The sequence below is a fragment of the Vibrio sp. SCSIO 43133 genome (assembly GCF_023716845.1).
Lineage (GTDB): Bacteria > Pseudomonadota > Gammaproteobacteria > Enterobacterales > Vibrionaceae > Vibrio > Vibrio mediterranei.
This window is the reverse complement of record NZ_CP068024.1, coordinates 3,102,798-3,124,248: the sequence shown is the minus strand read 5'-3', so window position 1 is coordinate 3,124,248 and position 21,451 is coordinate 3,102,798. Positions and strand designations below refer to the sequence as shown.

Below are 21,451 nucleotides of genomic sequence, written 5' to 3'. Positions count from 1 at the left end.
TTTTAGAGCAAGGTTTCGGCGCTTAGTATTTAATTTTTGGATCAAAATAAATAATCCGGATGAATGGGCACCATTTGGTAACTTTTTTTCAAAATAGTAGTCCATACGGTACAAGTTCTTCCTTCATTGAAGCCAATAAACCCTGATGATATTGTGTGCTTTTTATGGCGATTTGTTGTTCGAAGACAACAGACTGAAATCAGGTGGTGAAATAAAATATGGCATCAAAGAGAATCAAATGCGTGATTTTTGATTGTGATGGAACACTGATCGATAGTGAACGTTTGTGTTTGCAAGCTATTGTAGAGGTGCTAAGCAGTATTGGCGTCGAGGTAAACTATGATGATGTCAAAGATCAGTTTCAAGGCGTGAAACTGGAAAAGATCTTCGGGGCACTGGTCGACGACAACTCCAAGCTTGCTAATGATGGTTTAGCTAAGCTTATTAGCCACTATCGACTGCGTTGTAAGGAGCTGTTTGCTGAACAATTAACGGTTATCGATGGTGTCTATGAAGTATTGGATGAGCTGAAGGCGAATAATATTGCGGTATGTATCGCATCAAATGCTCCCCATGAAAAGATGGCGTTTACGTTGCCGCTGGCTAAACTAGACCAGTACTTTGAAGGCACTGTCTTCAGTGCTTTGGATGCCAATGCATGGAAGCCCGATCCCAAACTGTTGCACTACGTGATGGACAAAATGCAAGTGAGCTCAGAAGAGTGTTTATTCATAGATGATTCTCTGGTTGGCATTCAAGCTGGCGTTGAAGCCAATGTAACCACGTTGTACTTTTCCCATGCCGAACCGCATAAAGAGACCACAATCAATAGCTCATATTTACATAGCATTACTGAAATGCACCAACTGCTGACCTTTATTCGATGATACGAAAATGAGTGGCTAATTATGTTTTTCTGGGCGGATGGTCGATTGGTTGAGTAGCTGATTAGCCGCCACTAATGCTCCTCTCATACTGACCACAGATGCGTCTAGAATGTCGATTGCCCATAGTGGTAGTTTGCCTGAAATGGAGTAAAACGCCCATTGACCTTTTCTTCTATCTGAAACGATCCCGCAATTTCTGAGTACTGCGAGCGCTCGGGAAATCTTAGGCTGTGATTCTTGTAATGCTTCACACAGCTCCCCAACACTCAATTCAACCTCTGTAAAGATCAATAAAGTGATCATGAGGCGAGTCTGATCGCCTAAGCACTTATGTAGTACTAAAGGATCAAAATCTAAATCGTTAGTCGGTTGATGAACGGTAACAAACAAGTCGATGCGCTTTTGCAGATCATATAAAGACGCTTCGAAGGAGATATCAGAGAGTGACGTTGGCGCAGGAAGATCCCAATAAATACTTTCTTCAGTGTTCTCGAATACACCACATTCACGCTTCGCTGAAGAGCAGAGCGTAATTACATAGTCAAAATGCGTGTCTTTAAACTCGTCGATGGACTTTGAATACAGTTCATCGGTAGGAAAATCTGCATCGTTTAATGTCGATATTGTTCTTGCGTCAACCTGACTTGGACTGCTCCCTGCACTAAAGGCTTGATAAAACTCAGCATAATCGCGATTTATAATCGCTTCCGCTAGTTGCGAACGTGCTGAATTGCCTCGGCAGACAAAGAGAATCTTTTTAGTCATGGTTTCCTCAAGAGATTGAGCATCACGGTGTGGTTACAGGCAATATTATGAGAGTTATTTGCAGCTAAAGAAAGACCTTTCATCATTGAAAGGTCTTATCAAGCTATACGCGAGTTTTATAGCAGGAGCGGTTTTAAAGTAGGGGTTAAGCTGCGGTGGCTAGCTTGCCATCTGCAATTGCTCTCAAGTTATCCATGGTTTCCGCATAACTAGTTGGTTTACCAAATAAGCCAGCAGTACCAAGGATAAAGTATTCGATTTTATCCTTAAGCAAATCGATGACTTCAGGGCTGATCGCACCATCAATAGCCAGCTTAGTATCGGTACCTTGTTTGTTGATCATGTCAATAATGCGATCAATTCGATTGAAAGCATTGGCAATGAACTTCTGCCCCGCAAATCCTGGGTTAACTGACATCACCAAAATTACGTCTGTGACATCAAGTACATCTTCAATCACACTCAGTGGTGTGCCTGGATTGATAGCCAGACCTGATTTAATACCTTTAGCTTGAATATTACCAAGCGTACGATGTAGGTGCGGTGGTGCCTCCGCATGAACATACATTAGGCTTGCACCGAGATCAGCAAACATATCAATGTACTGATCTGGATTGGACAACATTAGGTGCACATCGTATTCAATATCGGTTGTATTGCGGATAGCCTTAATATCTTCCGGGCCTAGGGCGAAGTTAGGAACAAAGTGTCCATCCATTACATCAATATGAAGCATATCTACTTTGGCTTTCTCTAGCTCAGCCAACTCTTGAGGTAATTTAGAGAAATCCACACACATCATTGAAGGACAAAACTTAGCCATGAGTGAGCTCCTTTTCGATGTCAGCAATTTGGTTAATACGATTCTGGTGACGGCCACCTTCAAACTCACCTTCTAGCCAACGGTCTACAATCATTTTAGCGAGCTCAATTCCTACGACGCGAGAGCCAAACGAAAGAATGTTGGTGTCGTTGTGCTCGCGAGAAAGCTGGGCGGTGTATGGGTCGCTGCAAACCACTGCGCGAATTCCTGGAACTTTGTTAGCGGCTAGCGAAATGCCAACACCTGTACCGCAAATCAAAATACCGCGCTCGGCTTGACCTGAAATTACTGAGTTTGCAACCGCTTTGCCGTATTGAGGGTAGTCTGTTCGCTCGGCAGATTGAGCACCTAAGTCGATCACTTGATGACCTTTTTGTTCTAAGTGACTAATAACGAGAGCTTTGTGTTCGAAACCTACGTGGTCACAACCAATAGAAATGATCATGTTTGTCTGTACCTTAACCGATGAATATGGCTTTAATTTTACGATAAAATTCACTCCTGTAAATATTTAAATTTCATTAAAATCGCCAATAATAATATAAGCAATTGAAAAATAGAGGATTAAAAATTCACAATAAAATTCACAATAGTGCAAATTTCATAAAATAATTTATTTTGTGATAAAGATCGTCGTCTAGCACGTAAAGGGGTGATAGATTGAAAAGCAATTACTCAATAAACAAATCGCAGGATGAAATGATGTCTTATTCGTTGATTGCAGAAGAGTTGGTTAACTCGTTAGGCGGTGAACAAAACATAGTATCGGTTGCGCACTGTGCAACACGCTTACGTGTGATGGTGGCGGATGAAGCCAAAATCGATAAAGAGAGGATTGAAGATACAGACAAGGTAAAGGGCGCGTTCTTTAACAGTGGTCAGTACCAAATTATCTTCGGAACTGGGACGGTTAACCGTGTGTTTGAAGCGGTTCAGAATCTCGATTTATCGACGTCTTCAAAGTCAGAAATTAAACAAGCAGCAAACCAACAAGGTACGGCGCTACAACGAGCGATTCGCACATTCAGTGATGTATTCGTCCCACTGATACCTGCCTTGGTAGCAACAGGATTGTTCATGGGGCTTCGTGGACTTGTGACGCGACCTGAAGTGTTGGCTATATTTGGCCTAACGCCTGATTCTATCCCTGCAAACTTTATCCTTTATACCCAAATTCTCACGGATACGGCGTTTATTTTCTTACCTGCGATGGTGGCTTGGTCGGCAAGCCGCGTATTCGGAGGGACTCCATTGATAGGTTTGGTGCTTGGTCTAATGCTGGTTTCTCCTGCATTACCTAATGCATGGGCGGTTGGTTTCGGTGAAGCAAATCCATTGATGTTCTTTGGCTTTATTCCAGTCGTTGGTTACCAAGGTTCTGTTATTCCAGCATTTATTGCAGGTTTCCTAACCGCGAAGTTGGAACGCCGCATTCGCTCAATCATGCCAGAAGCGTTTGATTTGGTGATGACTCCGTTCCTAACGCTGCTTATTATGAGTGCTGTTGCACTTCTTGCTGTAGGTCCATTGTTCCACATCGTTGAAGTGACTATGGTAGAGGCAACTAAGTACTTGCTTGACCTACCATTTGGCTTGAGTGGTCTGATTATCGGTTTCGTGTGGGATTTGATTGTTATCACTGGTGTTCACCACGTGTTTAACCTGCTAGAAATCCAGCTACTAGCGAACGAAGGTAGCAACGTTTTCAACGCACTTATCACTGGTGCTATCTCAGCTCAGGGTGCAGCGTGTCTAGCAGTTGGTATGAAGACGCAGAGTAAGAAGCTTAAAGCGCTGTGTTTCCCATCAACGGTATCTGCTTTCCTAGGCATTATTGAACCCGCAATCTTTGGTGTGAACCTTCGTTACTATCGTCCATTCGTATTCGCCCTAGTTGGTGGTGCTGCTGGTGGTTTTGTGGCGCAAATTCTTGGTCTAGCAGCGAGCGGTATGGCAGTAACCGTTATCCCAGGCACGCTACTTTATTTAGATGGTCAGATTCTCTCTTACTTACTCGTTCACGCGGTAAGTTGTGGTGTGGCGTTCTCGTTGACTTACACCATGGGCTTCTCTGACAAGATGCTTGAAAAGAAATAAGCGATTTAATGATAAGCCTCCCTTAATGGGAGGCTTTGGAGTTTTTATGACAGATTCTCAATATTTCCTGCGAACCATCCAATCTTTGCTTAATGCCCCTAAACATGGAGAGCGTGATCCATATCGTCCAGTGTGGCACTTCGCTCCACGTGTTGGTTTATTGAATGATCCCAACGGCTTGTCGTTTTTTAATGGTGAATACCATTTGTTTTATCAGTGGAACCCACTCAAATGTGAACATGGTGCAAAGGCTTGGGGGCTAGCAACGTCTTCAGACCTTATCCATTGGCAACATAAACCCTTAGCTTTGGCACCGACTGAAGACTATGAGATATCGGGTTGTTATTCCGGTTCCGCTATTGAAGTCGATGGTAAGCTTGAGCTGTTTTACACCGGTAATGTTAAATACCCAGAGGGTGGTCGAACTGCCTATCAATGTAGAGCACAGCTAGATGAGCAGGGCACGGTAACTAAACTTGGGCCGGTATTGTCATTGCCTGATGGTTATAGCGGTCATGTTCGCGATCCTAAAGTTTGGAAACGTGGCAATCATTATTACATGGTGCTTGGAGCAGAAGATCTGCAGCGGCGTGGCGTGGTGATTCTGTATCGTTCTACTGACCTGTATCAGTGGGAGAAATGTGGTGACATTTACGGTACTGACATTAACGGCAAGCAAGATGCTAACTTTATGCTGGAGTGTCCAGATCTCTTTGCTCTTGATGGTTGCGATGTCATGATTACTTGTCCAAAGACTTGGATAGATATAGAAGGCAAAGCGACAGAAACATTTGATGTTGAGGTCACTTTGGGTGAGCTCGATTACCATCAAGCGCTTTACAACGCTACTGGCAGCCGTTTGATGGACCACGGGTTCGATTTCTATGCGCCCCAAACCTTCGAAGATAACAAGGGACGTCGTATTTTGTTTGGTTGGATGGGCAAACCGGATGAGTTTGAACCTTATCAACCAACTATTGAATATGGTTGGATTCACCAAATGACCTGCCCGCGCAGATTAACCATTCTCAACGGTGAGCTGTTACAACAACCTGTTGAAGAATTGACGACGTTGCGCCGCAACCCACAATCGGGCACCTGCTTATCCACCTCTTTGGTTGGATTAAGTGCAGAATTGTTGCTGCAAGATATTGACGGAGCCACTATCACGATTGAGCTGTCCGACGACTTATCACTGTTAGTCACGCCTTCGAGTATCACAACTCGACGAAAGAACCTTAAAACAGGTTTATGGGAAGATAGAGCATGGAAGGGAAAAGCCTCTTCGTTGCAGCTGATGCGTGACCACTCATGCGTTGAAGTCTTTATCAATGATGGAAAAGCTGTAATGACCAGTCGATTGTTTGGACAAGCAAGTAGCAGTGAGCTGCAATGTGGTTTCCGGTTCGAAAGTGATAAAGCAGTCAGCTACCAGCATTGGACATTAGAAGTTTAGCGATTCAAGTGCACACTCGTCACCGACAGGTGCAGAAAATCCAGTAGTTTTAGGGTTATAATGAAGGAAATACTTTGAGAGCTGTGTTGAAAGTTGTGAACTCGAATCAGGTAATCCCCAATATACGTATGATGATGCCGTCGCTGACTAAGACGGAACAGTCGATAGCGGAAAACTTTTTGCAGCCGCATTTTTTGCAAAAGTCGACCTCGATAAATGAGGTTGCCGAACGATTAAGCGTCTCTCCGGCGCTGATTGTCAAAGTATCGAAGAAGTTGGGGTTTAGCGGCTTTAAACAACTGAAAGAGTCGTTATATGCGCAGAGCGAAACTCAGTCCTATGCGCCAAGTGAGCGTTTGTTGCCTGATGATAGCGCCGAGAAGATTGTGTCAAAGGTACTGCAAAACTCCATAAATGCCCTAACTGAGATCCTCAATTTTGTGGATGTAAGCATGGTCGATGCGGCTGCAGAGGCCCTGCTAAAGGCTAGAAATATCGAGCTTTTTGCAGTTGGTGGTTCAAGCATCATCTGTGAAGATTTTCAGCATAAGCTGCTACGTATTGGTATTAAATCATCGGTGCCTAAAGATCGTCACTTAATGCTGATGTCAGCGAGCATTATGACAGACCAAGACGTTGTATTGGTGGTCTCTCACTCTGGCCAGACGGTTGATCTCATGGATGCTGTGCGTCAGGCAAAACAGTCTGGTGCGACCGTGATTTCTATTACCAATAACTATCACGCAGAGCTGTCATCCTTGTCGGATATCCCACTTTATGCCCCAGCGTCGCCTGAGCCTGTACTTGGCAAAAACGGCACTGCACGTTTGGTTAAATTGGCGATGATCGACAGCTTGTATGCCACCATGGCAAGCAAAATGCCATCTTTAGCGGAAGAGAGCTTGAGCAAAACCATCAGAGCAGTAGAACGGCTACATCGCTAAATTTTTGTTAAATAAATAGTTTATTCTGCCAACTGAGCCCATCGACCGTAAGAAGTTGATGGGCTTTTCTATGTATCCCTATCCATTTAATTATGAAGGTTTTATGACAGGTCAAAAAGATCCTTGACTCTTAGTATGTAAAAATTAATATATACGCATATCCATATATGAGTATTTAATTATGCTTCCACATGAGTTTTTCAAATTGATGTCTGATGAAACACGTATCCGAACCTTGTTGTGGGTGTCTGCGAATGAATCAGTCTGTGTGAATAGTCTTGTTGAGGCCTTGGAAGAGAGCCAACCAAAAGTCTCAAGACATTTGGCAATGTTAAGGCAAGCTGGTGTACTAAAAGATACTCGTAAAGGGCAGCATGTTTTTTATAGCTTGGCGGAAGGGCTGCCAGGCTGGTTATACAGAACCTTGAAAGGGCTTGAGCAATCGAACTGCTTGCAAAGCGCTTATCAACTAAACTTTAACGAACTTGTGCCACCTTCTAAGTAGGTATTAGGCGTTAGTTCATCACCGAATGTATTAAGTAATTAAGAGATTGAGTTATGGCTATTAAAGTAGGTATTAACGGATTTGGTCGAATTGGTCGTTTGGCGCTGCGTGCTGCTTTCGATTGGCAAGAATTAGAATTTGTATTGATCAACGATGTCGCAGGCGATGCAACCACACTAGGTCACCTGCTTGAATTCGATTCAGTTCAAGGTACCTGGCATCATGGTGTTACAGTCGAAGGTAATGAGCTTGTCATCGATGGTAAACGCATTAAAACCACGCAAGAGCGCGATATCGACGCGATCGATTGGTCTGACTGTGATGTGGTGATTGAAGCAACAGGTGTGCACCGCAAAACTGAATTCTTGGACAAATACTTAGATCAAGGCGTTAAGCGTGTTGTGGTTTCTGCGCCAGTGAAAGAAGCCGGTATTGCTAATATTGTCGTCGGTGTTAACGACGATATTTTCGACGCTGAAGCACATCGTATTGTTACGGCAGCATCGTGTACGACTAACTGTATTGCACCAGTTGTGAAAGTGATTCACGAAAAATTGGGTATTGAGCAGTCATCGTTTACTACGATTCATGACCTGACTAATACGCAAACTATCCTAGATGCACCACACAAAGATCTACGTCGTGCTCGCGCCTGTGGTATGAGCCTTATTCCAACAACGACAGGTAGTGCAACTGCTATCGTTGAGATTTTCCCAGAGCTTAAGGGCAAGATTAATGGCCACGCTGTTCGTGTCCCGTTAGCGAATGCATCTTTGACTGACATTATCTTTGACGTTAAACGTGACACCACTGCAGAAGAGGTTAACGCGCTACTGAAAGAAGCGTCAGAGGGTGAGCTGAAGGGAATTCTTGGCTTTGAAGAACGACCATTGGTGTCCATCGATTATAAAGGTGACCAGCGTTCAACGATTGTCGATGCTCAATCTACAATGGTGGTCGGCTCTCGTATGGTGAAAATCTATGCGTGGTATGACAATGAAATGGGCTATGCAACGCGCACTGCAGAATTGGTTCGTAAAGTCGGTCTAGCGGGGTAATGATGATGCATCCAACATGGGAACTTAAAGTAGATAACGCAGCGCTTGTATTAACGCCTTGTCCTGGTACTAAAGATGTGTCTCTGGATGATTCATTAGCGCAACTTAAAACTCAAGGTGTGACTGTGATCGTGACGGCTCTCGATAATCACGAGATGGCGGAAGCAGGAGTTGCAGAGCTTGGTGCGAAAGCAAGGTCATTAGGAATCAAATGGTTTCAAACTTCGATTGAAGATGATCGCGCGCCAAGTGTTGAATTTGCAGCAGATTGGAAAGCAATTTCGCCAGAATTACATCAAGCGGTTGAGGCGGGTGAAAAGATTGCAATGCACTGCATGGGTGGTTCCGGACGTACTGGTCTTCTAGCGGCCAATTTGCTGCTAGAAAAAGGTTGGGATCTTGAGACGATTCGCCGTGAAGTGCAGGCATTACGTCCAGGCGCATTTACCAAACAGCCACAAATCGACTATGTAGAGAAGTTAGCGGCGACGTTCTAGTTGTCGCTAGTTTAACTTCTATCCTAATTATTGTATTAGTGAAAGTGGGAGCCTCGTTTTCGCTGAAACAGTAATTGGGTAGACCCCTGCTTGAGCAGGGATGACGTTGCTTTACTGAGTGGCTCTGCTTTACGCAAGTCACTCAACTTTACACGAGTAATTAAACCCTACTCAGGCAGAAGAATTATGTTGTCTAACCTTAGCAAAAGCGTTCGCCAGTATATGCTGGTCACTTTTAACTACTGGAATTTCACTATTACTGATGGTGCGCTACGCATGTTGGTGGTGCTGTATTTCCATGATCTAGGTTATAGCACCTTAGCTATTGCTTCTCTGTTTTTGTTCTATGAGTTCTTTGGTGTTGTCACTAACTTAATTGGTGGCTGGCTTGGGGCTCGCTTGGGGCTAAATCGAACCATGAATATCGGCCTTGGGATGCAGATCTTCGCTTTGTTGATGTTGGCCGTGCCGAGTGTCTGGCTAACCATCCCTTGGGTGATGGCTGCACAAGCGCTATCTGGAATCGCCAAAGATCTGAATAAAATGAGTGCGAAGAGTGCCATTAAGACGTTAGTGCCTGACGAACAGCAAGGTGCACTCTACAAGTGGGTGGCGATTCTAACTGGCTCTAAGAATGCACTGAAAGGGGCCGGCTTCTTTATCGGTGGATTACTGCTCTCTGTGCTCGGTTTCCAATATGCCGTTGCTGCCATGGCAGCTGTGCTTAGTTTGGTGTTTATCGGCAGCGTACTTAGCCTAGAAAGTGATATGGGTAAAGCGAAAGCGAAGCCTAAGTTTAAGCAGATTTTCTCTAAATCGGAGAGCATCAATATTCTGTCAGCGGCACGCATGTTCCTATTTGGTGCTCGTGATGTCTGGTTTGTCGTGGCATTACCTATTTACCTTGGTTCAGTGTTCGGTTGGGATCATACATTAGTCGGTGGTTTTCTGGCTACGTGGGTAATTGCCTATGGCTTTGTTCAAGGCATTGCCCCAAAAATCACGGGCAAAGCCCAAGGAAAGGTGCCCGATGGCAGTGCAGCAATGTGGTGGGCATTAGCACTTGCGGCCGTGACTGGCATAATCGCTTATTGTGTTCAAATGCAATGGTACCCACAGGCTGTGATTGTGGTTGGGTTATTGATTTTCGGCGCTATCTTTGCAGTAAACTCCTCGCTCCATAGCTATCTGATCGTCAGCTATGCCAAAGGTGATGGGGTTTCCATGGATGTAGGCTTTTACTACATGGCTAATGCGATGGGACGTTTAATTGGCACTGTGTTGTCTGGCTGGGTATTCCAAGTTGCTGGTCTTGCAGCATGTATGTGGGTCTCTTTTGCCTTCCTTGTGCTCGCGACCATCATTTCGATCCGCCTACCCGGTGCTCCGAAAGCGATCGCTCAGTAAGTCATAAAATATCCACTTTAAAGAGTTAATCGTTAAACGACGATTGACTCTTTTTTATGTCAGGCGTATATTTATCGTCAAAATACGATAGAGGGTAGAGTGTGACGAATTGTACAGTTGATAATACTGAAATGTTCATTGCATCAGATGAGCAACTGGTCCAAGAGAAAACGCTGGCGGCACAAGCTAAGGCATTGTCCCATCCTGCTCGTATTCGTATCTTACGAATTCTGTCAGACCTAGAACGAGCCGGTGGTTGTTTAAACAGCGATCTAGTTTCTCAATTGGGTCTCGCTCAATCAACGGTATCTGAGCATTTACGTATACTTAAAGTCGCCGGTTTTATTAGTGCTGAGCCGATGCCACCGAAGGTGTGTTATCGAATCCAGAGAGAGGCACTCAGTGACTTTGCGCGTCTAACACAATCAGCCTTTGATTAAGCAAGCTTCTATCATTCTTTGATTATTGAGTCGGCATTGCCGACTTTTATTACTATAATTTAATCGTTATTCGACGATTGACGATATTGGAGAGTTAACATGTCCGAGTTAGCTATGGAACAACCGAAAAAGCTGGGCTTCCTTGATCGCTTTCTTACTTTATGGATTTTTTTGGCGATGGGAATTGGGGTGGTTCTGGGAGTTGCATTTCCGAGCCAGATTGAGAACTTGAATGAGTCAATGACGGTGGGTAGCACTAATATCCCTCTCGCCATTGGCTTGATACTGATGATGTACCCGCCATTGGCGAAAGTGAACTACGGCCTGATGGGCAGTGTGCTCCAAGACAAAAAGGCTGTGACACTTTCATTGGTTATGAACTGGCTGGTTGGCCCAATTCTTATGTTTGTGCTGGCACTGACATTTCTGGGTGATGAACCCAGCTTAATGACAGGTGTCATCTTAATTGGTCTAGCTCGTTGTATTGCTATGGTACTAGTATGGAATGACATTGGTGGTGGTAACAAAGAATACGGCGCAGCCTTAGTCGCACTGAACAGTGTATTCCAAATTATCACATATAGCTTCCTTGCTTGGTTATTCATTACGGTGTTGCCACCAAAATTTGGTTTCCAGGGGCAGGTCGTGGATATCTCAATGGGTGATATCGCTGAAAGTGTAATGATTTACCTAGGTATTCCTTTCTTGGCTGGATTTTTAAGTCGCAAGATCTTAGTCGCGAAGAAAGGAGAGCAATGGTACAACGAGACCTTTATTCCTAAGGTTTCACCGATGACGTTAATCGCACTACTGGCTACCATCGTACTGATGTTCAGCCTTAAAGGTGAGATGATAGTTGAACTACCAATGCAAGTAGTACGCGTAGCGATTCCACTTACGATCTACTTCTTTATGATGTTCTTTGTGAGTTTCTTTGTTGCTAAGAAGATGGGTGTTCCTTTCGATAAGAATGCGTCAATTGCATATACCGCGACGGGTAATAACTTTGAACTGGCCATCGCCGTGGCTATTGCCGTATTTGGCTTGAATTCACCTGAAGCATTCGCGGGGGTTATTGGCCCTCTGATTGAGGTGCCAGTGCTGATTGCCTTAGTGAACTTCACATTGAAAATGAAAAAACGCTACTAGCGCCAAAAATAAAAGTTAAAAGCTGAGCATTAGGCTCAGCTTTTTTATAATAGGACTTTAGGCTTTTTTGCGCGTTTATCGTGCTTACTTTGGTACATGGCAAGGTCGGCTTTCTTCAAAGTGATTCGTAAACTGGACTGGAATGCCGAATAGCCGATACTGTGGCAAAGCTCAGGGTAGGCTTGGAAGTCATCAATAAATAAGCGATGCAGTTTGCTTATAGATTGCTTTAATGTGTCTTCATTTTCATAGTGCGTTAAAACTACAAACTCATCCCCACCATATCGAACAATCACATCCTTATCAGAAAAGCTCTGTCGTAAGCAACGTGCGAACCTAAGTAGAACCAAATCGCCTTCACTATGACCCAAGTTATCGTTAATCTGTTTAAAGTTATCGAGGTCAATAACGACGCAGAATCCTTTTTTCCAGCGAATCGAACTGAGATAAGTCAGGTTTCGCAGTTTAGTTAATGGATCGGTATACGCTTTCTTTTCGAAGAACTTTGCTTCTTGATGCAGTTCAGAAACATCGAAGCTGGTGGTATAGATGAAAGACTCGCCTTCAATGTCGACTTTAAACTTCAGCACATTGTAGTAAAAAGTGGAATGTAAGCTTTGAAACTTAACGATTTTTGGAATGCATTGGCCGGACTCAATATAATCGATACTCGCGTCATGACATTCTTGAAGCATATTAGCTACATTTTCAGGAACCACTTGAGCTAGCGCGTTTGCCGTCATCCCTATTGGGTTGATGTCGGTATACTGGCGCAACCAGACATTAAATTTATCATTAATATAGACGTATTCGTGGGACGAATTTCTAATCGACAGAAACCCCGGAAAATGGCGAAATAGTTCATTCGCTTGGTGATATGTCAAATCTGTCACTGCTAAATCTCACTCAAGTAAGTCCGATCTTCCTACAGCTGAAAAGCGGTCGATGTCGTTATCGTTTTTTCAGCCGTTTCTAGCATGCTCCCAGCATAAGAACTGTGATGCACATCCTCTTGTTGATAGTTATTGGAAAAGAATGACTTAGTTCTCATGGATGAGACGGTTTGAGAGAGGATAAAGCAGCCGAAGCTGCTTTGAAGAAGGTAACGTAGACACTAAATGGACATAGCATTGTGCTTGTTTAGATACTGTTTAGCGTGTTCAGATCCCATATAGCGAGCTAAGGATTTATGAGGTACCGAGGTGAGATCGACAACGATCAAACCATCCAATGCGTCATTGAAGTTGGGGTCGACGTTAAAACAAACCAACTTGCCGTTTAAGTTTAGGTATTGTCTTAACAAGACAGGTACGCTTTTTCCAGTGTCCAGTCTTGAGATAACGCGCGACAACAGTTGAACGTCCGCTAGAGCACCCAGTGTTTGAGGGCACCACTGTCTATGGCGACTTTGTTTAGGGGGATTAGACGCGCTTACATATCTTGCACTGTCATTATCGTAGTGATGCAAGGTCATTGTGTCGGTGAGGAGCTGGCGAGCGATGTCGCTATAGTCATTGCTAATACTCACCGGACCAAATAGATGAGTGTAGTTTGGATTTCGACGTACAAATTCCGCAATACCTTTCCACAACAGTAGTAGGGCGCTCATGCTCTTTTGGTATTCTTCTGCGACAACACTGCGTCCCATTTCAATGGATTTGCCCATTGTATTTAAGAAAGTGTGCTCGAAGTTAAACAGGGTGCGAGAGTATAAGGTGCGCATATCCCCTTGCTTAATGAGCTGATCAACGAGACCTAGACGATAAGCGCCGACCAACTTTTGTTTCTCCTTGTCCCAAACAAATAGGTGTTGATAGAGCTGATCAAACTGATCGATGTCTAAAGATTGCCCCGTTCCTTCTCCAACTTGTCGAAAGTTAATTTCCCTTATACGTCCGATTTCTCGCATCACCGCAGGAATGTGATCCATGGTGGTACAGTAAACCTCAAACTCACCGCTAGTAAGGAGTAAGTGCTCTTGAGGAAGGAGTTCGATGTCCTCAAGCAGTTCGCTGAGGTGAGTTTCTGAGGCTATGGCTTGCTCATGTTGATGAGAAGAAAGTGAGCTATGGTTTCTTTCAGGATGTTGCTGATTGAGCAAATAGGTATTAAGGCGCAGATAACTAACTAGCTGCTGACTGTCTAGCGAACTCACCTCTTTAAACTTGATTTTGTTGCCAATTGAAATTCGGATGGCGGTGTTCTTTTTATTGAGAAGCTCGCGACCTAGCATGGCCGTTCTCAGCATCGGGTGGACCTTTCCTGCCAAGTAGAAGTGTTTGGAGTTAACGCCGCCGATATGCACTGGCACAGTGGTTGCCTGATTTCTTTTGATAAGGGTACTTACGGAGCGGCTCCACTGCTTATCCTCCAGTTGAAGCGATTTTCTGTCAACCAGTTGTGACACTTCGCCTGCAGGAAATACAAGCAGAAGGCCACCAAGTTCTAAATGTTGGTTGGCTTGTCGCAATGCTCTGGAGTTTGATCGATGTGCATTGGTTCCGTTGAACACATCTACGCCGATGAACAAAGGCTCCAGCTCCGGAACCAGTTTAAGAAATTCATTGGCAAGAATTTTCACGTCCTTGCGAATCTGCAGTAGCACCTCAGCCAAGATGACGCCTTCAACACAACCCAGAGGATGATTAGCTACGATGATGGTTGCTCCAGTTTTAGGTATCGTCTCACTACTGCCGGCTTCGATGCGATAATCAATACCTAGGATATCCAACGTGAAACGCAAGAAAGTCTCGGTATCACAATCTGCAGGACGTTGAGCGTATAATCGGTCTAAAACTGACAGGCCAGTAGCCCACTCAGTAACGTTTTCTGCTAGGCCTAGTGGAGACCTGCGCGGCAGACGAAAAGGACTGGTAGTTTCCATGACAACCTCTGAACATAAGCCAAATTAATGTGGTTAAAATGCTATGACGTTGATATGTCAAAATGGCGAACAGCAGATGGAAGATGGATGACGTGTTGATGTCAAAATCGTGACATCGAATTAGAGGGATATGAGACAGTGAGAAGAAAAAGCCCAGCGATGAGGTCGCTGGGCTCGATTTAGTTAGTTTAGAATGTTGCGTTCACGGACAGTTTGAATCGGCGTTCATTTCCGAAATGAACATCGTTGATCACACCTGTCGAGCTACCTGGTTTAGTGGTATATTCGCCACCACCACCTGTGCCGGCAACATACTCTTTATCAAAGAGGTTTTCGATATTGAATCGGAAATCCCACACGACATAATCGCTCTTAATTTTGTGTGATGCACCGGCATCAAAGCGCACGTAACCATCCAGTTTGACGGTGTTAGCATTATCAGCCCAGCGCTCACCTTGATAGAACATACCAAGGTTAAATGCCGTCGAGTCAGTCATCGCATAGCGAGTCCATGCAGAGCCACTCCACTCTGGAACGTTGGCTGGACGTTTATCTTGGTATTTATCATGTTTGTCGAAGTTTGCATCTAAGTACATACCGGTTGCCATCACAAACCATTTATCGGCGATTTGACCTTGTGCACCAGCTTCTACGCCTTGGTGGCGCTGAGTACCGTTTTGTGTCGTGATTCCATTCTCTTTGATACTGATGTTCTTTTTCTCAATATCGAATATAGCACCAGTAAGCAGTAAACGATTATCCATTAGCTCCCATTTTGTGCCCAACTCGTACTGACGGCTTTTCTCAGGTACACGCTCGGTAATAGAGTTGTCATCATTAACCACGTTAGAGACTGGGTTGAAGCTCTCAGAGTAGTTAGCGTAAATGCTACCATTATAGCTTGGATGGAATATCAAGCCTGCTTTTGGAGAGAAGGATTGACTGTCATTTGCACCGCTTACAACTTCATCTTTTGAGTTGGTACCATCGGCAAAGTACATGTCATATCGACCACCTACAAGTGCTTGCCACTGGTCATTGAAAGTGATTAAATCTTGAGCATAAAAACCGTAGAAATGGTTGTTACTTTCATAAGTAGACGTGGCATTGTTATAGTCTAGCCCTGGGTTTGCTGGGTTCTCACCAGGTTGCACACTAATTGAGCTGCCTTTCACTCGCTGCTGCGCATAGTCATAGAACTGGCCATTTGTACCGATCAAGACTTGGTGATCCACATTGAGAGCAGTGAAGTTACCGTGAAGATCTGCGTGGAAAGCTTGAGTTTTCCAATGATCATGACGATCAAATGGGCTCATGGTGTAACTGCCATCAACGAGCGTATTAGAGTCTGGTGTCGGCATCGAATCATAGCGATGACGCTTCATGTCCTGTAAGTTGTAGCTTAGTTTGGCTTCCCATTGTGTATTGATATACAGATTAAGATCAGCTCCAAAGTTTTCTACATCGTTGTTGATGAATGACCAGTGAGCGTCTCTGATGGTTTCTTTATCGCCAATTCGATTACCATTTAGGTCCAACCAAGAGCCTGAGTCGATCGGTGCATTATCTTGAGTCTTTTCGTAGTTGAAAGAGAGTAGACCCCAGTCGTAAAGATCAGCTTCAATGACGCCATAACCTAGAAAACGATCGCGTTCTCGGTTATCACCCGTTGCGTACTTTCTACTTTCAACACTGTCTTGTTTTACTAAGACAGTACGACCACGAAGTGTCCCTGATTCATTCAATTTGCCCGATGCATCAACGTGATAGCGTGTGCTCCCTAGATCGTCAAAATCTGCACCTACGTTGACTTTTGGAGTCGCAGTCGGCTTTTTTGACACCATATTAATCATGCCGCCTGGCGCTGAGTTACCGTATAAAAGGCTGGATGGACCCTTTATGACCTCAATGCGATCTAAGGTTTCAATTGGCAACATGTAGTGAGTGAATAGTGAGTGACCATTGCGCAAGTAGCCATTGGTTGATGACAGCTCAAATCCACGTAAGTAGAACGTTTCTCTATTCCATTTCTGTGAGCCTGCGCTGACACTAGCATCGTTTTGCAACGCTTCACCTAATGTGGTTGCCAGTTGTTCATCCAAGACAATCTCGGGAATCACGTTTACAGATTGCGGGGTTTCTAACATAGAGGCATCGGTGCGCATAGCACCTGAAGCACTGTCAACTTTATAGTCATCAAAGCTTTGCGCATGTACGACGAGTGTTTCATCCACACTCGATTTGTTTTGTTCGGCAAATGCTGGAGAGGTGTTAAGTGCGAGTACCACGGCACTGCAAAGTGTGGTCACTTGGAATTTCATTCTGGGCTTTCCTTGCTCGTAAAAATCGAGACAAATTGAATAGTTTATTATTGGTATATGACATCATATTAGTAGCGAGGTGAATGCTAATGCTATTTATTATCATTTGCAATATTGCTAAATGTAACAATCTGTATCTTTTGAAATTTAGGCTGATGGATTGCATCAAACAGGTAAATGAGGTGTAATTAATTTGTTGGTAAACAAAAGGATAGCGTCAGTGGAATGGGGACAAAAAAAACAATATGAATGTTATCGTTACCTTAAAACAGGTATGAAACTCAGTCTTTCTGTTACAGGTGAAGAGCCGCTCAAAGGGCTACCTGCGTCTTTAATCGGCTTTAAATTTGATGACTATTTGGTTGTGGATGTGCAAGAACTGGAGCAAGAGACGATTTGTGCCTTGAGAGAAAAAGAGGTGATTGTCAGGGGGTTGACGGATACGGGGTACGGACATGTAGTGGCGTTTACTTGTCAGTGCATTGCCGATTCTAGTGTGCCTAGTAAACAGATTTATCTTTCACCTCCCAACAACTTCGTATCTAAGCCCATTAGAGAGCATTCGCGTTATAAGCTTGCAATTCCTTGCTCTCTTTCTGTTGGTAAAGCGCAAACCGAAGCAACAATGGTGGATTTCTCGTTGTCTGGTTGTGGTATTTTTATCGCTTCAGAACATGATTTTTGTAAAGGGCTAGAGGTAAAAATAGATTGTGAGCTGAATCGTTTTTTACCCGCAGGAATTACCTTCGAAATAGCTAGTATTAAAAAGCATGGAGTGGGTTCGTTAATCGGAATTCAATTCAACCAGCAGGTATTGATGTCAAATAACCTAAAAATGACACTTGCCGAATGGTCTCTTCAAGCCAGTCATTAGGGCGAGTAGGCACTTACTTTTCACCTTAGTCGAGAACAAGGCTTTCTCTTCGCTTATTTCAAGGTGTAAACTGTGCTATATAAAGAGCAGATTTTTTCGATGGAACGTGCCAGTTTATGCGTATCTTTACCCTAGTGTTGTTAGTTGTTTTTTCTTGGTTGCAATATACTCTCTGGTTTGGAAAAAACGGTATCGTCGACTTCAATCAAGTTGAATCAGAAATCCAAGTGCAACAGCAAGTGAATCAAAACCTACAGACACGTAATAACGAGATGTTTGCGGAGATTGATGACCTTCGACAAGGGCTTGATGCCATTGAAGAAAGAGCACGACATGAACTAGGAATGATTCAAGACGGAGAGACGTTCTATCGCATCATAGGTGAGGACAACCAATGATCCCTGAACACCATCCTATCATTGCTATTGTGCCAGCTGCTGGCGTGGGCAGTCGTATGCAAGCTGACCTCCCTAAGCAATACCTTAAGATTAATGACAAAACCATCTTAGAGCATACGGTTGATAAGTTACTGTCACATCCAAGTGTCGAAAGCGTCATTGTCGCTGTTAGTGAAAATGACCCTTATTATTCTGGACTGTCATTTTTATCGGAAAAGCCAGTAGTGCGTGTTGCTGGTGGTAATGAGCGTGCCGACTCGGTACTCGCTGCCATCGACTACGTTAAACAGCGTATTCCTAATGCGTGGTGTTTGGTTCATGATGCCGCTCGCCCTTGTATCACCTTGGCAGATATCAGCAAGCTGATTTATGAAGTGTCCGTACACCCGGTTGGCGGAATTTTAGCTTCGCCCGTGAAAGACACCATGAAGCGAGCCGATGACGTTAATGGTATTGACCATACTGTAGAGCGAGTGGGTTTGTGGCATGCGTTGACGCCACAAATGTTCAAAGTAGAGCTACTTCATAGTGCACTTACTAATGCACTAGAGGAAGGGGTTTCTATTACCGATGAAGCGTCTGCTGTTGAGTGGACTGGGCTTTCTCCATTGCTAGTTGAAGGGCGTGGAGACAACATCAAAATTACTAGGCCAGAAGATTTAGCTCTGGCTGAATTTTATTTAATGAAAGAGGAAGTACAACAATGAGAATAGGCCATGGCTTTGACGTTCATAAGTTTGGTGGCGAAGGTCCTGTAATCATTGGCGGCGTGGCCATCCCTTACGAGCAAGGACTGATCGCACACTCTGATGGTGATGTTGCACTTCACGCTTTATGTGATGCCTTGCTTGGAGCTATCGCCGCAGGAGATATTGGTCGTCACTTTCCAGATACTGATGCTGAGTGGGAAGGAGCGGATAGTCGCGCTCTACTTCGTGATGTGTACAGTAAAGTGAAAGCGAAAGGCTACGAACTGGTTAATGCGGATATCACCATCATGGCACAAGCACCTAAAATGGCCCCTCACATTGACAGCATGTGCCAAGTCATTGCACAAGACTTAGATACCGATATTGGTAACGTCAATGTGAAGGCAACGACAACTGAAAGATTAGGCTTTACAGGACGTAAAGAAGGAATTGCCACTGAAGCAGTGGTATTGATTAGCAAAATTACGTCTTAATAGGCAGCGATGATGACTGATGTTTTACAACACTTAGCCTACCTATACGGTAAGCCGACCACGACAGCCAAATTTAAAGCGACCAATGAAGATTTTGTGGTTAGCGAAGTACTTGGCTATGAGCTCACAGGAGAAGGCGAGCATTTGATGCTACGCGTTCGCAAAAATGGTGAGAATACCAGCTTTGTTGCCAACGAACTGGCGAGGTTTTGCGGGGTCAAGTCTAAAGATATAGGTTGGGCAGGTCTTAAAGACAGACACGCCGTGACAGAACAGTGGTTGAGTGTGCATCTACCGAAAAAGAATGTTCCTGACTTTGCCGACTTTCATAAGCAATATCCTAGTATTGAGATAGTAGCAACTGACTGGCATAACAAGAAGTTAAGGCCTGGTGATTTGGCTGGGAATGAGTTTGATATTCGTCTTACGGATGTTTCTGATATAACGGAATTGAGCGCGAGATTACAGCAAGTCGAAGCAAGTGGTGTTCCTAACTATTTTGGTCAGCAACGATTTGGTAGAGATGGCGGCAATGTCACCGAAGCAAGACGTTGGGGACGTGAAAATGTACGAACTCGTAACCAAAATAAGCGCAGCCTATATTTGTCGGCGGCTCGCTCTTGGGTTTTCAACGAGATTGTCTCTAAGCGCATCGAAGCTCAGTGTTTCGAGAGTGCAATCGCGGGTGATATTCTGGACGATAATGGCGTGATTACCGCTGCGCTAGCTGGTGATAACGCACTGCCGACAGAGCAAGATGCTTTAACACTTGAGCAGAACGCGGTAGATCAAGAGCCTGACCTCATGATGCTGATTCGTGGTAATCGTATGCGACACGATCGCCGAGCTATCTTACTAAAGCCTGAATCATTAAAAAGTCAGCTAGAAGATGATGCTGTGACGCTTTCTTTCTTTTTAGACTCAGGTAGCTTTGCAACATCAATCTTACGAGAGCTGGCTCAAATAGAAGAAGTGGAACGACAATTCTAAACACATGGATATGAGTAAAAAACTTAGCATTTTAATCAGCAATGATGATGGGGTGCATGCCGAAGGCATTCGAGCACTAGCGAAAGAACTTAGTGATATTGCGCAAGTAACCATTGTTGCACCAGATCGCAACCGATCTGGTGCCTCCAACTCATTGACGCTAGAACAGCCTCTGCGCGTTAATCAAATTGAGCCGGGTGTGTACTCTGTGCAAGGCACACCTACGGACTGTGTGCATTTTGCACTCAATGAGCTAATGAAAGATGACCTGCCCGATCTCGTGCTATCTGGTATTAATCATGGCGCAAACCTTGGTGACGATGTTTTGTATTCCGGAACGGTTGCCGCAGCTATGGAAGGGCACTTTCTTGGAGTTCAATCCATTGCATTTAGCTTGGTAGGCAAACAGAACTTTACCGCTGCGGCGATTATCGCTCGTCAGTTTGTGGAGCGACATCTTAAGCAAAGAGTCCCAACTAATCGCTTGTTGAATATCAATATTCCAGATTTTCCATTAGCGCAATTAGGTCAGGTTGAGGTGACTCGATTAGGCGCGCGCCATCATGCTGAGAGTATGATTAAACAGAAGGACCCACGTGGTCATGATATCTATTGGCTAGGTCCTCCGGGGAAAGAGCAAGATGCGGGTATAGGAACGGATTTCTATGCAATAGAGCATGGCCATATTTCCATTACTCCACTTCAGGTGGATTTGACCGCGCATGAATCAATTGGTGCAATGGAACGTTGGATAGCAGGGAGAGATTAAGGTA

At 44.3% G+C, this 21,451-nt stretch carries 22 protein-coding genes; 16 read left to right on the top strand and 6 right to left on the bottom strand.

Annotation, left to right across the window (positions count from 1 at the left end):
• The first annotated feature begins 218 nt into the window (after positions 1 to 218).
• Positions 219 to 887: an HAD-IA family hydrolase gene (locus tag JKJ11_RS14580; RefSeq protein ID WP_096442808.1), complete on the top strand. Its 669-nt coding sequence runs from the start codon at positions 219 to 221 to the stop codon at positions 885 to 887.
• A gap of 15 nt (positions 888 to 902) precedes the next feature.
• On the opposite strand, the gene JKJ11_RS14575 is transcribed toward JKJ11_RS14580, so the two are convergent.
• The 3 genes from JKJ11_RS14575 to rpiB all read right to left on the bottom strand — a co-directional run bounded on the left by JKJ11_RS14575 (position 903) and on the right by rpiB (position 2,920).
• Positions 903 to 1,652, bottom strand: coding sequence for a metalloregulator ArsR/SmtB family transcription factor (locus JKJ11_RS14575; protein ID WP_006075704.1), 750 nt, complete (start codon positions 1,650 to 1,652; stop codon positions 903 to 905).
• Between the two features lie 145 nt (positions 1,653 to 1,797).
• Positions 1,798 to 2,475 (bottom strand): ribulose-phosphate 3-epimerase, encoded by a 678-nt coding sequence (gene rpe, locus JKJ11_RS14570; RefSeq protein ID WP_006075705.1) that lies wholly within the window; start codon positions 2,473 to 2,475, stop codon positions 1,798 to 1,800.
• Positions 2,468 to 2,920 carry a ribose 5-phosphate isomerase B gene (gene rpiB / locus JKJ11_RS14565; protein ID WP_038225066.1) on the bottom strand — a complete coding sequence of 151 codons (453 nt, stop codon included), beginning with the start codon at positions 2,918 to 2,920 and terminating at the stop codon, positions 2,468 to 2,470. Before rpiB ends, rpe begins: the two co-directional genes overlap by 8 nt.
• Before the next feature lie 215 nt (positions 2,921 to 3,135).
• On the opposite strand from rpiB, the gene JKJ11_RS14560 reads away from it, so the two are divergent.
• The 9 genes from JKJ11_RS14560 (at position 3,136) to arsB (ending at position 12,028) form a co-directional block, all read left to right on the top strand.
• Positions 3,136 to 4,572 carry a sucrose-specific PTS transporter subunit IIBC gene (locus JKJ11_RS14560; RefSeq protein ID WP_231892981.1) on the top strand — a complete coding sequence of 479 codons (1,437 nt, stop codon included), beginning with the start codon at positions 3,136 to 3,138 and terminating at the stop codon, positions 4,570 to 4,572.
• A 46-nt stretch (positions 4,573 to 4,618) separates the two neighbouring features.
• On the top strand, positions 4,619 to 6,028 hold the full coding sequence (locus tag JKJ11_RS14555) for a glycoside hydrolase family 32 protein (protein WP_252038381.1): 1,410 nt from the start codon (positions 4,619 to 4,621) through the stop codon (positions 6,026 to 6,028).
• Between the two features lie 83 nt (positions 6,029 to 6,111).
• Entirely contained in the window at positions 6,112 to 6,972 is an 861-nt protein-coding gene (locus JKJ11_RS14550) for an SIS domain-containing protein (RefSeq protein ID WP_231892984.1), read from the top strand.
• Between the two features lie 181 nt (positions 6,973 to 7,153).
• Positions 7,154 to 7,477 carry a metalloregulator ArsR/SmtB family transcription factor gene (locus tag JKJ11_RS14545; protein WP_006072614.1) on the top strand — a complete coding sequence of 108 codons (324 nt, stop codon included), beginning with the start codon at positions 7,154 to 7,156 and terminating at the stop codon, positions 7,475 to 7,477.
• A gap of 53 nt (positions 7,478 to 7,530) precedes the next feature.
• A complete protein-coding gene (locus JKJ11_RS14540; protein WP_252038380.1) occupies positions 7,531 to 8,535 on the top strand; it encodes an ArsJ-associated glyceraldehyde-3-phosphate dehydrogenase in 1,005 nt (334 codons plus the stop codon).
• A 2-nt stretch (positions 8,536 to 8,537) separates the two neighbouring features.
• A complete protein-coding gene (locus JKJ11_RS14535; protein WP_038222618.1) occupies positions 8,538 to 9,032 on the top strand; it encodes a cyclin-dependent kinase inhibitor 3 family protein in 495 nt (164 codons plus the stop codon).
• Positions 9,033 to 9,218: 186 nt separating this feature from the next.
• Entirely contained in the window at positions 9,219 to 10,439 is a 1,221-nt protein-coding gene (gene arsJ, locus JKJ11_RS14530; RefSeq protein ID WP_252038379.1) for an organoarsenical effux MFS transporter ArsJ, read from the top strand.
• Between the two features lie 131 nt (positions 10,440 to 10,570).
• The gene (locus tag JKJ11_RS14525; protein WP_050798630.1) at positions 10,571 to 10,879 is read left to right on the top strand and encodes an ArsR/SmtB family transcription factor; all 309 of its coding nucleotides are present in this window, start codon (positions 10,571 to 10,573) and stop codon (positions 10,877 to 10,879) included.
• A 99-nt stretch (positions 10,880 to 10,978) separates the two neighbouring features.
• A complete protein-coding gene (arsB, locus tag JKJ11_RS14520) occupies positions 10,979 to 12,028 on the top strand; it encodes an ACR3 family arsenite efflux transporter (protein WP_006072623.1) in 1,050 nt (349 codons plus the stop codon).
• Between the two features lie 44 nt (positions 12,029 to 12,072).
• Here arsB and JKJ11_RS14515 read toward each other — a convergent pair whose 3' ends face one another.
• The 3 genes from JKJ11_RS14515 to JKJ11_RS14505 all read right to left on the bottom strand — a co-directional run bounded on the left by JKJ11_RS14515 (position 12,073) and on the right by JKJ11_RS14505 (position 17,233).
• Complete coding sequence (locus JKJ11_RS14515) at positions 12,073 to 12,921, bottom strand: GGDEF domain-containing protein (RefSeq protein WP_006072625.1); 849 nt, start codon at positions 12,919 to 12,921, stop codon at positions 12,073 to 12,075.
• Between the two features lie 221 nt (positions 12,922 to 13,142).
• Positions 13,143 to 14,912: a bifunctional lysophospholipid acyltransferase family protein/GNAT family N-acetyltransferase gene (locus tag JKJ11_RS14510; protein WP_252038378.1), complete on the bottom strand. Its 1,770-nt coding sequence runs from the start codon at positions 14,910 to 14,912 to the stop codon at positions 13,143 to 13,145.
• A gap of 188 nt (positions 14,913 to 15,100) precedes the next feature.
• Positions 15,101 to 17,233, bottom strand: coding sequence for a TonB-dependent siderophore receptor (locus tag JKJ11_RS14505; protein ID WP_252038377.1), 2,133 nt, complete (start codon positions 17,231 to 17,233; stop codon positions 15,101 to 15,103).
• Positions 17,234 to 17,453: 220 nt separating this feature from the next.
• On the opposite strand from JKJ11_RS14505, the gene JKJ11_RS14500 reads away from it, so the two are divergent.
• The 6 genes from JKJ11_RS14500 to surE all read left to right on the top strand — a co-directional run bounded on the left by JKJ11_RS14500 (position 17,454) and on the right by surE (position 21,447).
• Positions 17,454 to 18,107, top strand: coding sequence for a PilZ domain-containing protein (locus JKJ11_RS14500; RefSeq protein ID WP_252038376.1), 654 nt, complete (start codon positions 17,454 to 17,456; stop codon positions 18,105 to 18,107).
• A gap of 116 nt (positions 18,108 to 18,223) precedes the next feature.
• Positions 18,224 to 18,505, top strand: coding sequence for a cell division protein FtsB (ftsB, locus tag JKJ11_RS14495; protein WP_006072631.1), 282 nt, complete (start codon positions 18,224 to 18,226; stop codon positions 18,503 to 18,505).
• Entirely contained in the window at positions 18,502 to 19,212 is a 711-nt protein-coding gene (gene ispD / locus JKJ11_RS14490) for a 2-C-methyl-D-erythritol 4-phosphate cytidylyltransferase (protein WP_006072633.1), read from the top strand. Before ftsB ends, ispD begins: the two co-directional genes overlap by 4 nt.
• On the top strand, positions 19,209 to 19,688 hold the full coding sequence (gene ispF, locus JKJ11_RS14485; protein ID WP_006072635.1) for a 2-C-methyl-D-erythritol 2,4-cyclodiphosphate synthase: 480 nt from the start codon (positions 19,209 to 19,211) through the stop codon (positions 19,686 to 19,688). The genes ispD and ispF overlap by 4 nt, the downstream gene beginning before the upstream one ends.
• A gap of 12 nt (positions 19,689 to 19,700) precedes the next feature.
• Positions 19,701 to 20,678 carry a tRNA pseudouridine(13) synthase TruD gene (gene truD / locus JKJ11_RS14480; protein ID WP_252039126.1) on the top strand — a complete coding sequence of 326 codons (978 nt, stop codon included), beginning with the start codon at positions 19,701 to 19,703 and terminating at the stop codon, positions 20,676 to 20,678.
• Positions 20,679 to 20,682: 4 nt separating this feature from the next.
• Positions 20,683 to 21,447, top strand: coding sequence for a 5'/3'-nucleotidase SurE (gene surE, locus JKJ11_RS14475; protein WP_006072638.1), 765 nt, complete (start codon positions 20,683 to 20,685; stop codon positions 21,445 to 21,447).
• The last annotated feature ends 4 nt before the right edge of the window (positions 21,448 to 21,451 follow it).

What these genes read in the sequence shown, in the direction of transcription:
- JKJ11_RS14580 (WP_096442808.1), top strand. Translation starts at nt 219, where the DNA reads ATGGCATCAAAGAGAATCAAATGCGTGATTTTTGATTGTGATGGAACA.
- JKJ11_RS14575 (WP_006075704.1), bottom strand. Translation starts at nt 1,652, where the DNA reads ATGACTAAAAAGATTCTCTTTGTCTGCCGAGGCAATTCAGCACGTTCG.
- rpe (WP_006075705.1), bottom strand. Translation starts at nt 2,475, where the DNA reads ATGGCTAAGTTTTGTCCTTCAATGATGTGTGTGGATTTCTCTAAATTA.
- rpiB (WP_038225066.1), bottom strand. Translation starts at nt 2,920, where the DNA reads ATGATCATTTCTATTGGTTGTGACCACGTAGGTTTCGAACACAAAGCT.
- JKJ11_RS14555 (WP_252038381.1), top strand. Translation starts at nt 4,619, where the DNA reads ATGACAGATTCTCAATATTTCCTGCGAACCATCCAATCTTTGCTTAAT.
- JKJ11_RS14545 (WP_006072614.1), top strand. Translation starts at nt 7,154, where the DNA reads ATGCTTCCACATGAGTTTTTCAAATTGATGTCTGATGAAACACGTATC.
- JKJ11_RS14540 (WP_252038380.1), top strand. Translation starts at nt 7,531, where the DNA reads ATGGCTATTAAAGTAGGTATTAACGGATTTGGTCGAATTGGTCGTTTG.
- JKJ11_RS14535 (WP_038222618.1), top strand. Translation starts at nt 8,538, where the DNA reads ATGATGCATCCAACATGGGAACTTAAAGTAGATAACGCAGCGCTTGTA.
- arsJ (WP_252038379.1), top strand. Translation starts at nt 9,219, where the DNA reads ATGTTGTCTAACCTTAGCAAAAGCGTTCGCCAGTATATGCTGGTCACT.
- JKJ11_RS14525 (WP_050798630.1), top strand. Translation starts at nt 10,571, where the DNA reads ATGTTCATTGCATCAGATGAGCAACTGGTCCAAGAGAAAACGCTGGCG.
- arsB (WP_006072623.1), top strand. Translation starts at nt 10,979, where the DNA reads ATGTCCGAGTTAGCTATGGAACAACCGAAAAAGCTGGGCTTCCTTGAT.
- JKJ11_RS14510 (WP_252038378.1), bottom strand. Translation starts at nt 14,912, where the DNA reads ATGGAAACTACCAGTCCTTTTCGTCTGCCGCGCAGGTCTCCACTAGGC.
- JKJ11_RS14505 (WP_252038377.1), bottom strand. Translation starts at nt 17,233, where the DNA reads ATGAAATTCCAAGTGACCACACTTTGCAGTGCCGTGGTACTCGCACTT.
- ftsB (WP_006072631.1), top strand. Translation starts at nt 18,224, where the DNA reads ATGCGTATCTTTACCCTAGTGTTGTTAGTTGTTTTTTCTTGGTTGCAA.
- ispD (WP_006072633.1), top strand. Translation starts at nt 18,502, where the DNA reads ATGATCCCTGAACACCATCCTATCATTGCTATTGTGCCAGCTGCTGGC.
- ispF (WP_006072635.1), top strand. Translation starts at nt 19,209, where the DNA reads ATGAGAATAGGCCATGGCTTTGACGTTCATAAGTTTGGTGGCGAAGGT.
- truD (WP_252039126.1), top strand. Translation starts at nt 19,701, where the DNA reads ATGACTGATGTTTTACAACACTTAGCCTACCTATACGGTAAGCCGACC.
- surE (WP_006072638.1), top strand. Translation starts at nt 20,683, where the DNA reads ATGGATATGAGTAAAAAACTTAGCATTTTAATCAGCAATGATGATGGG.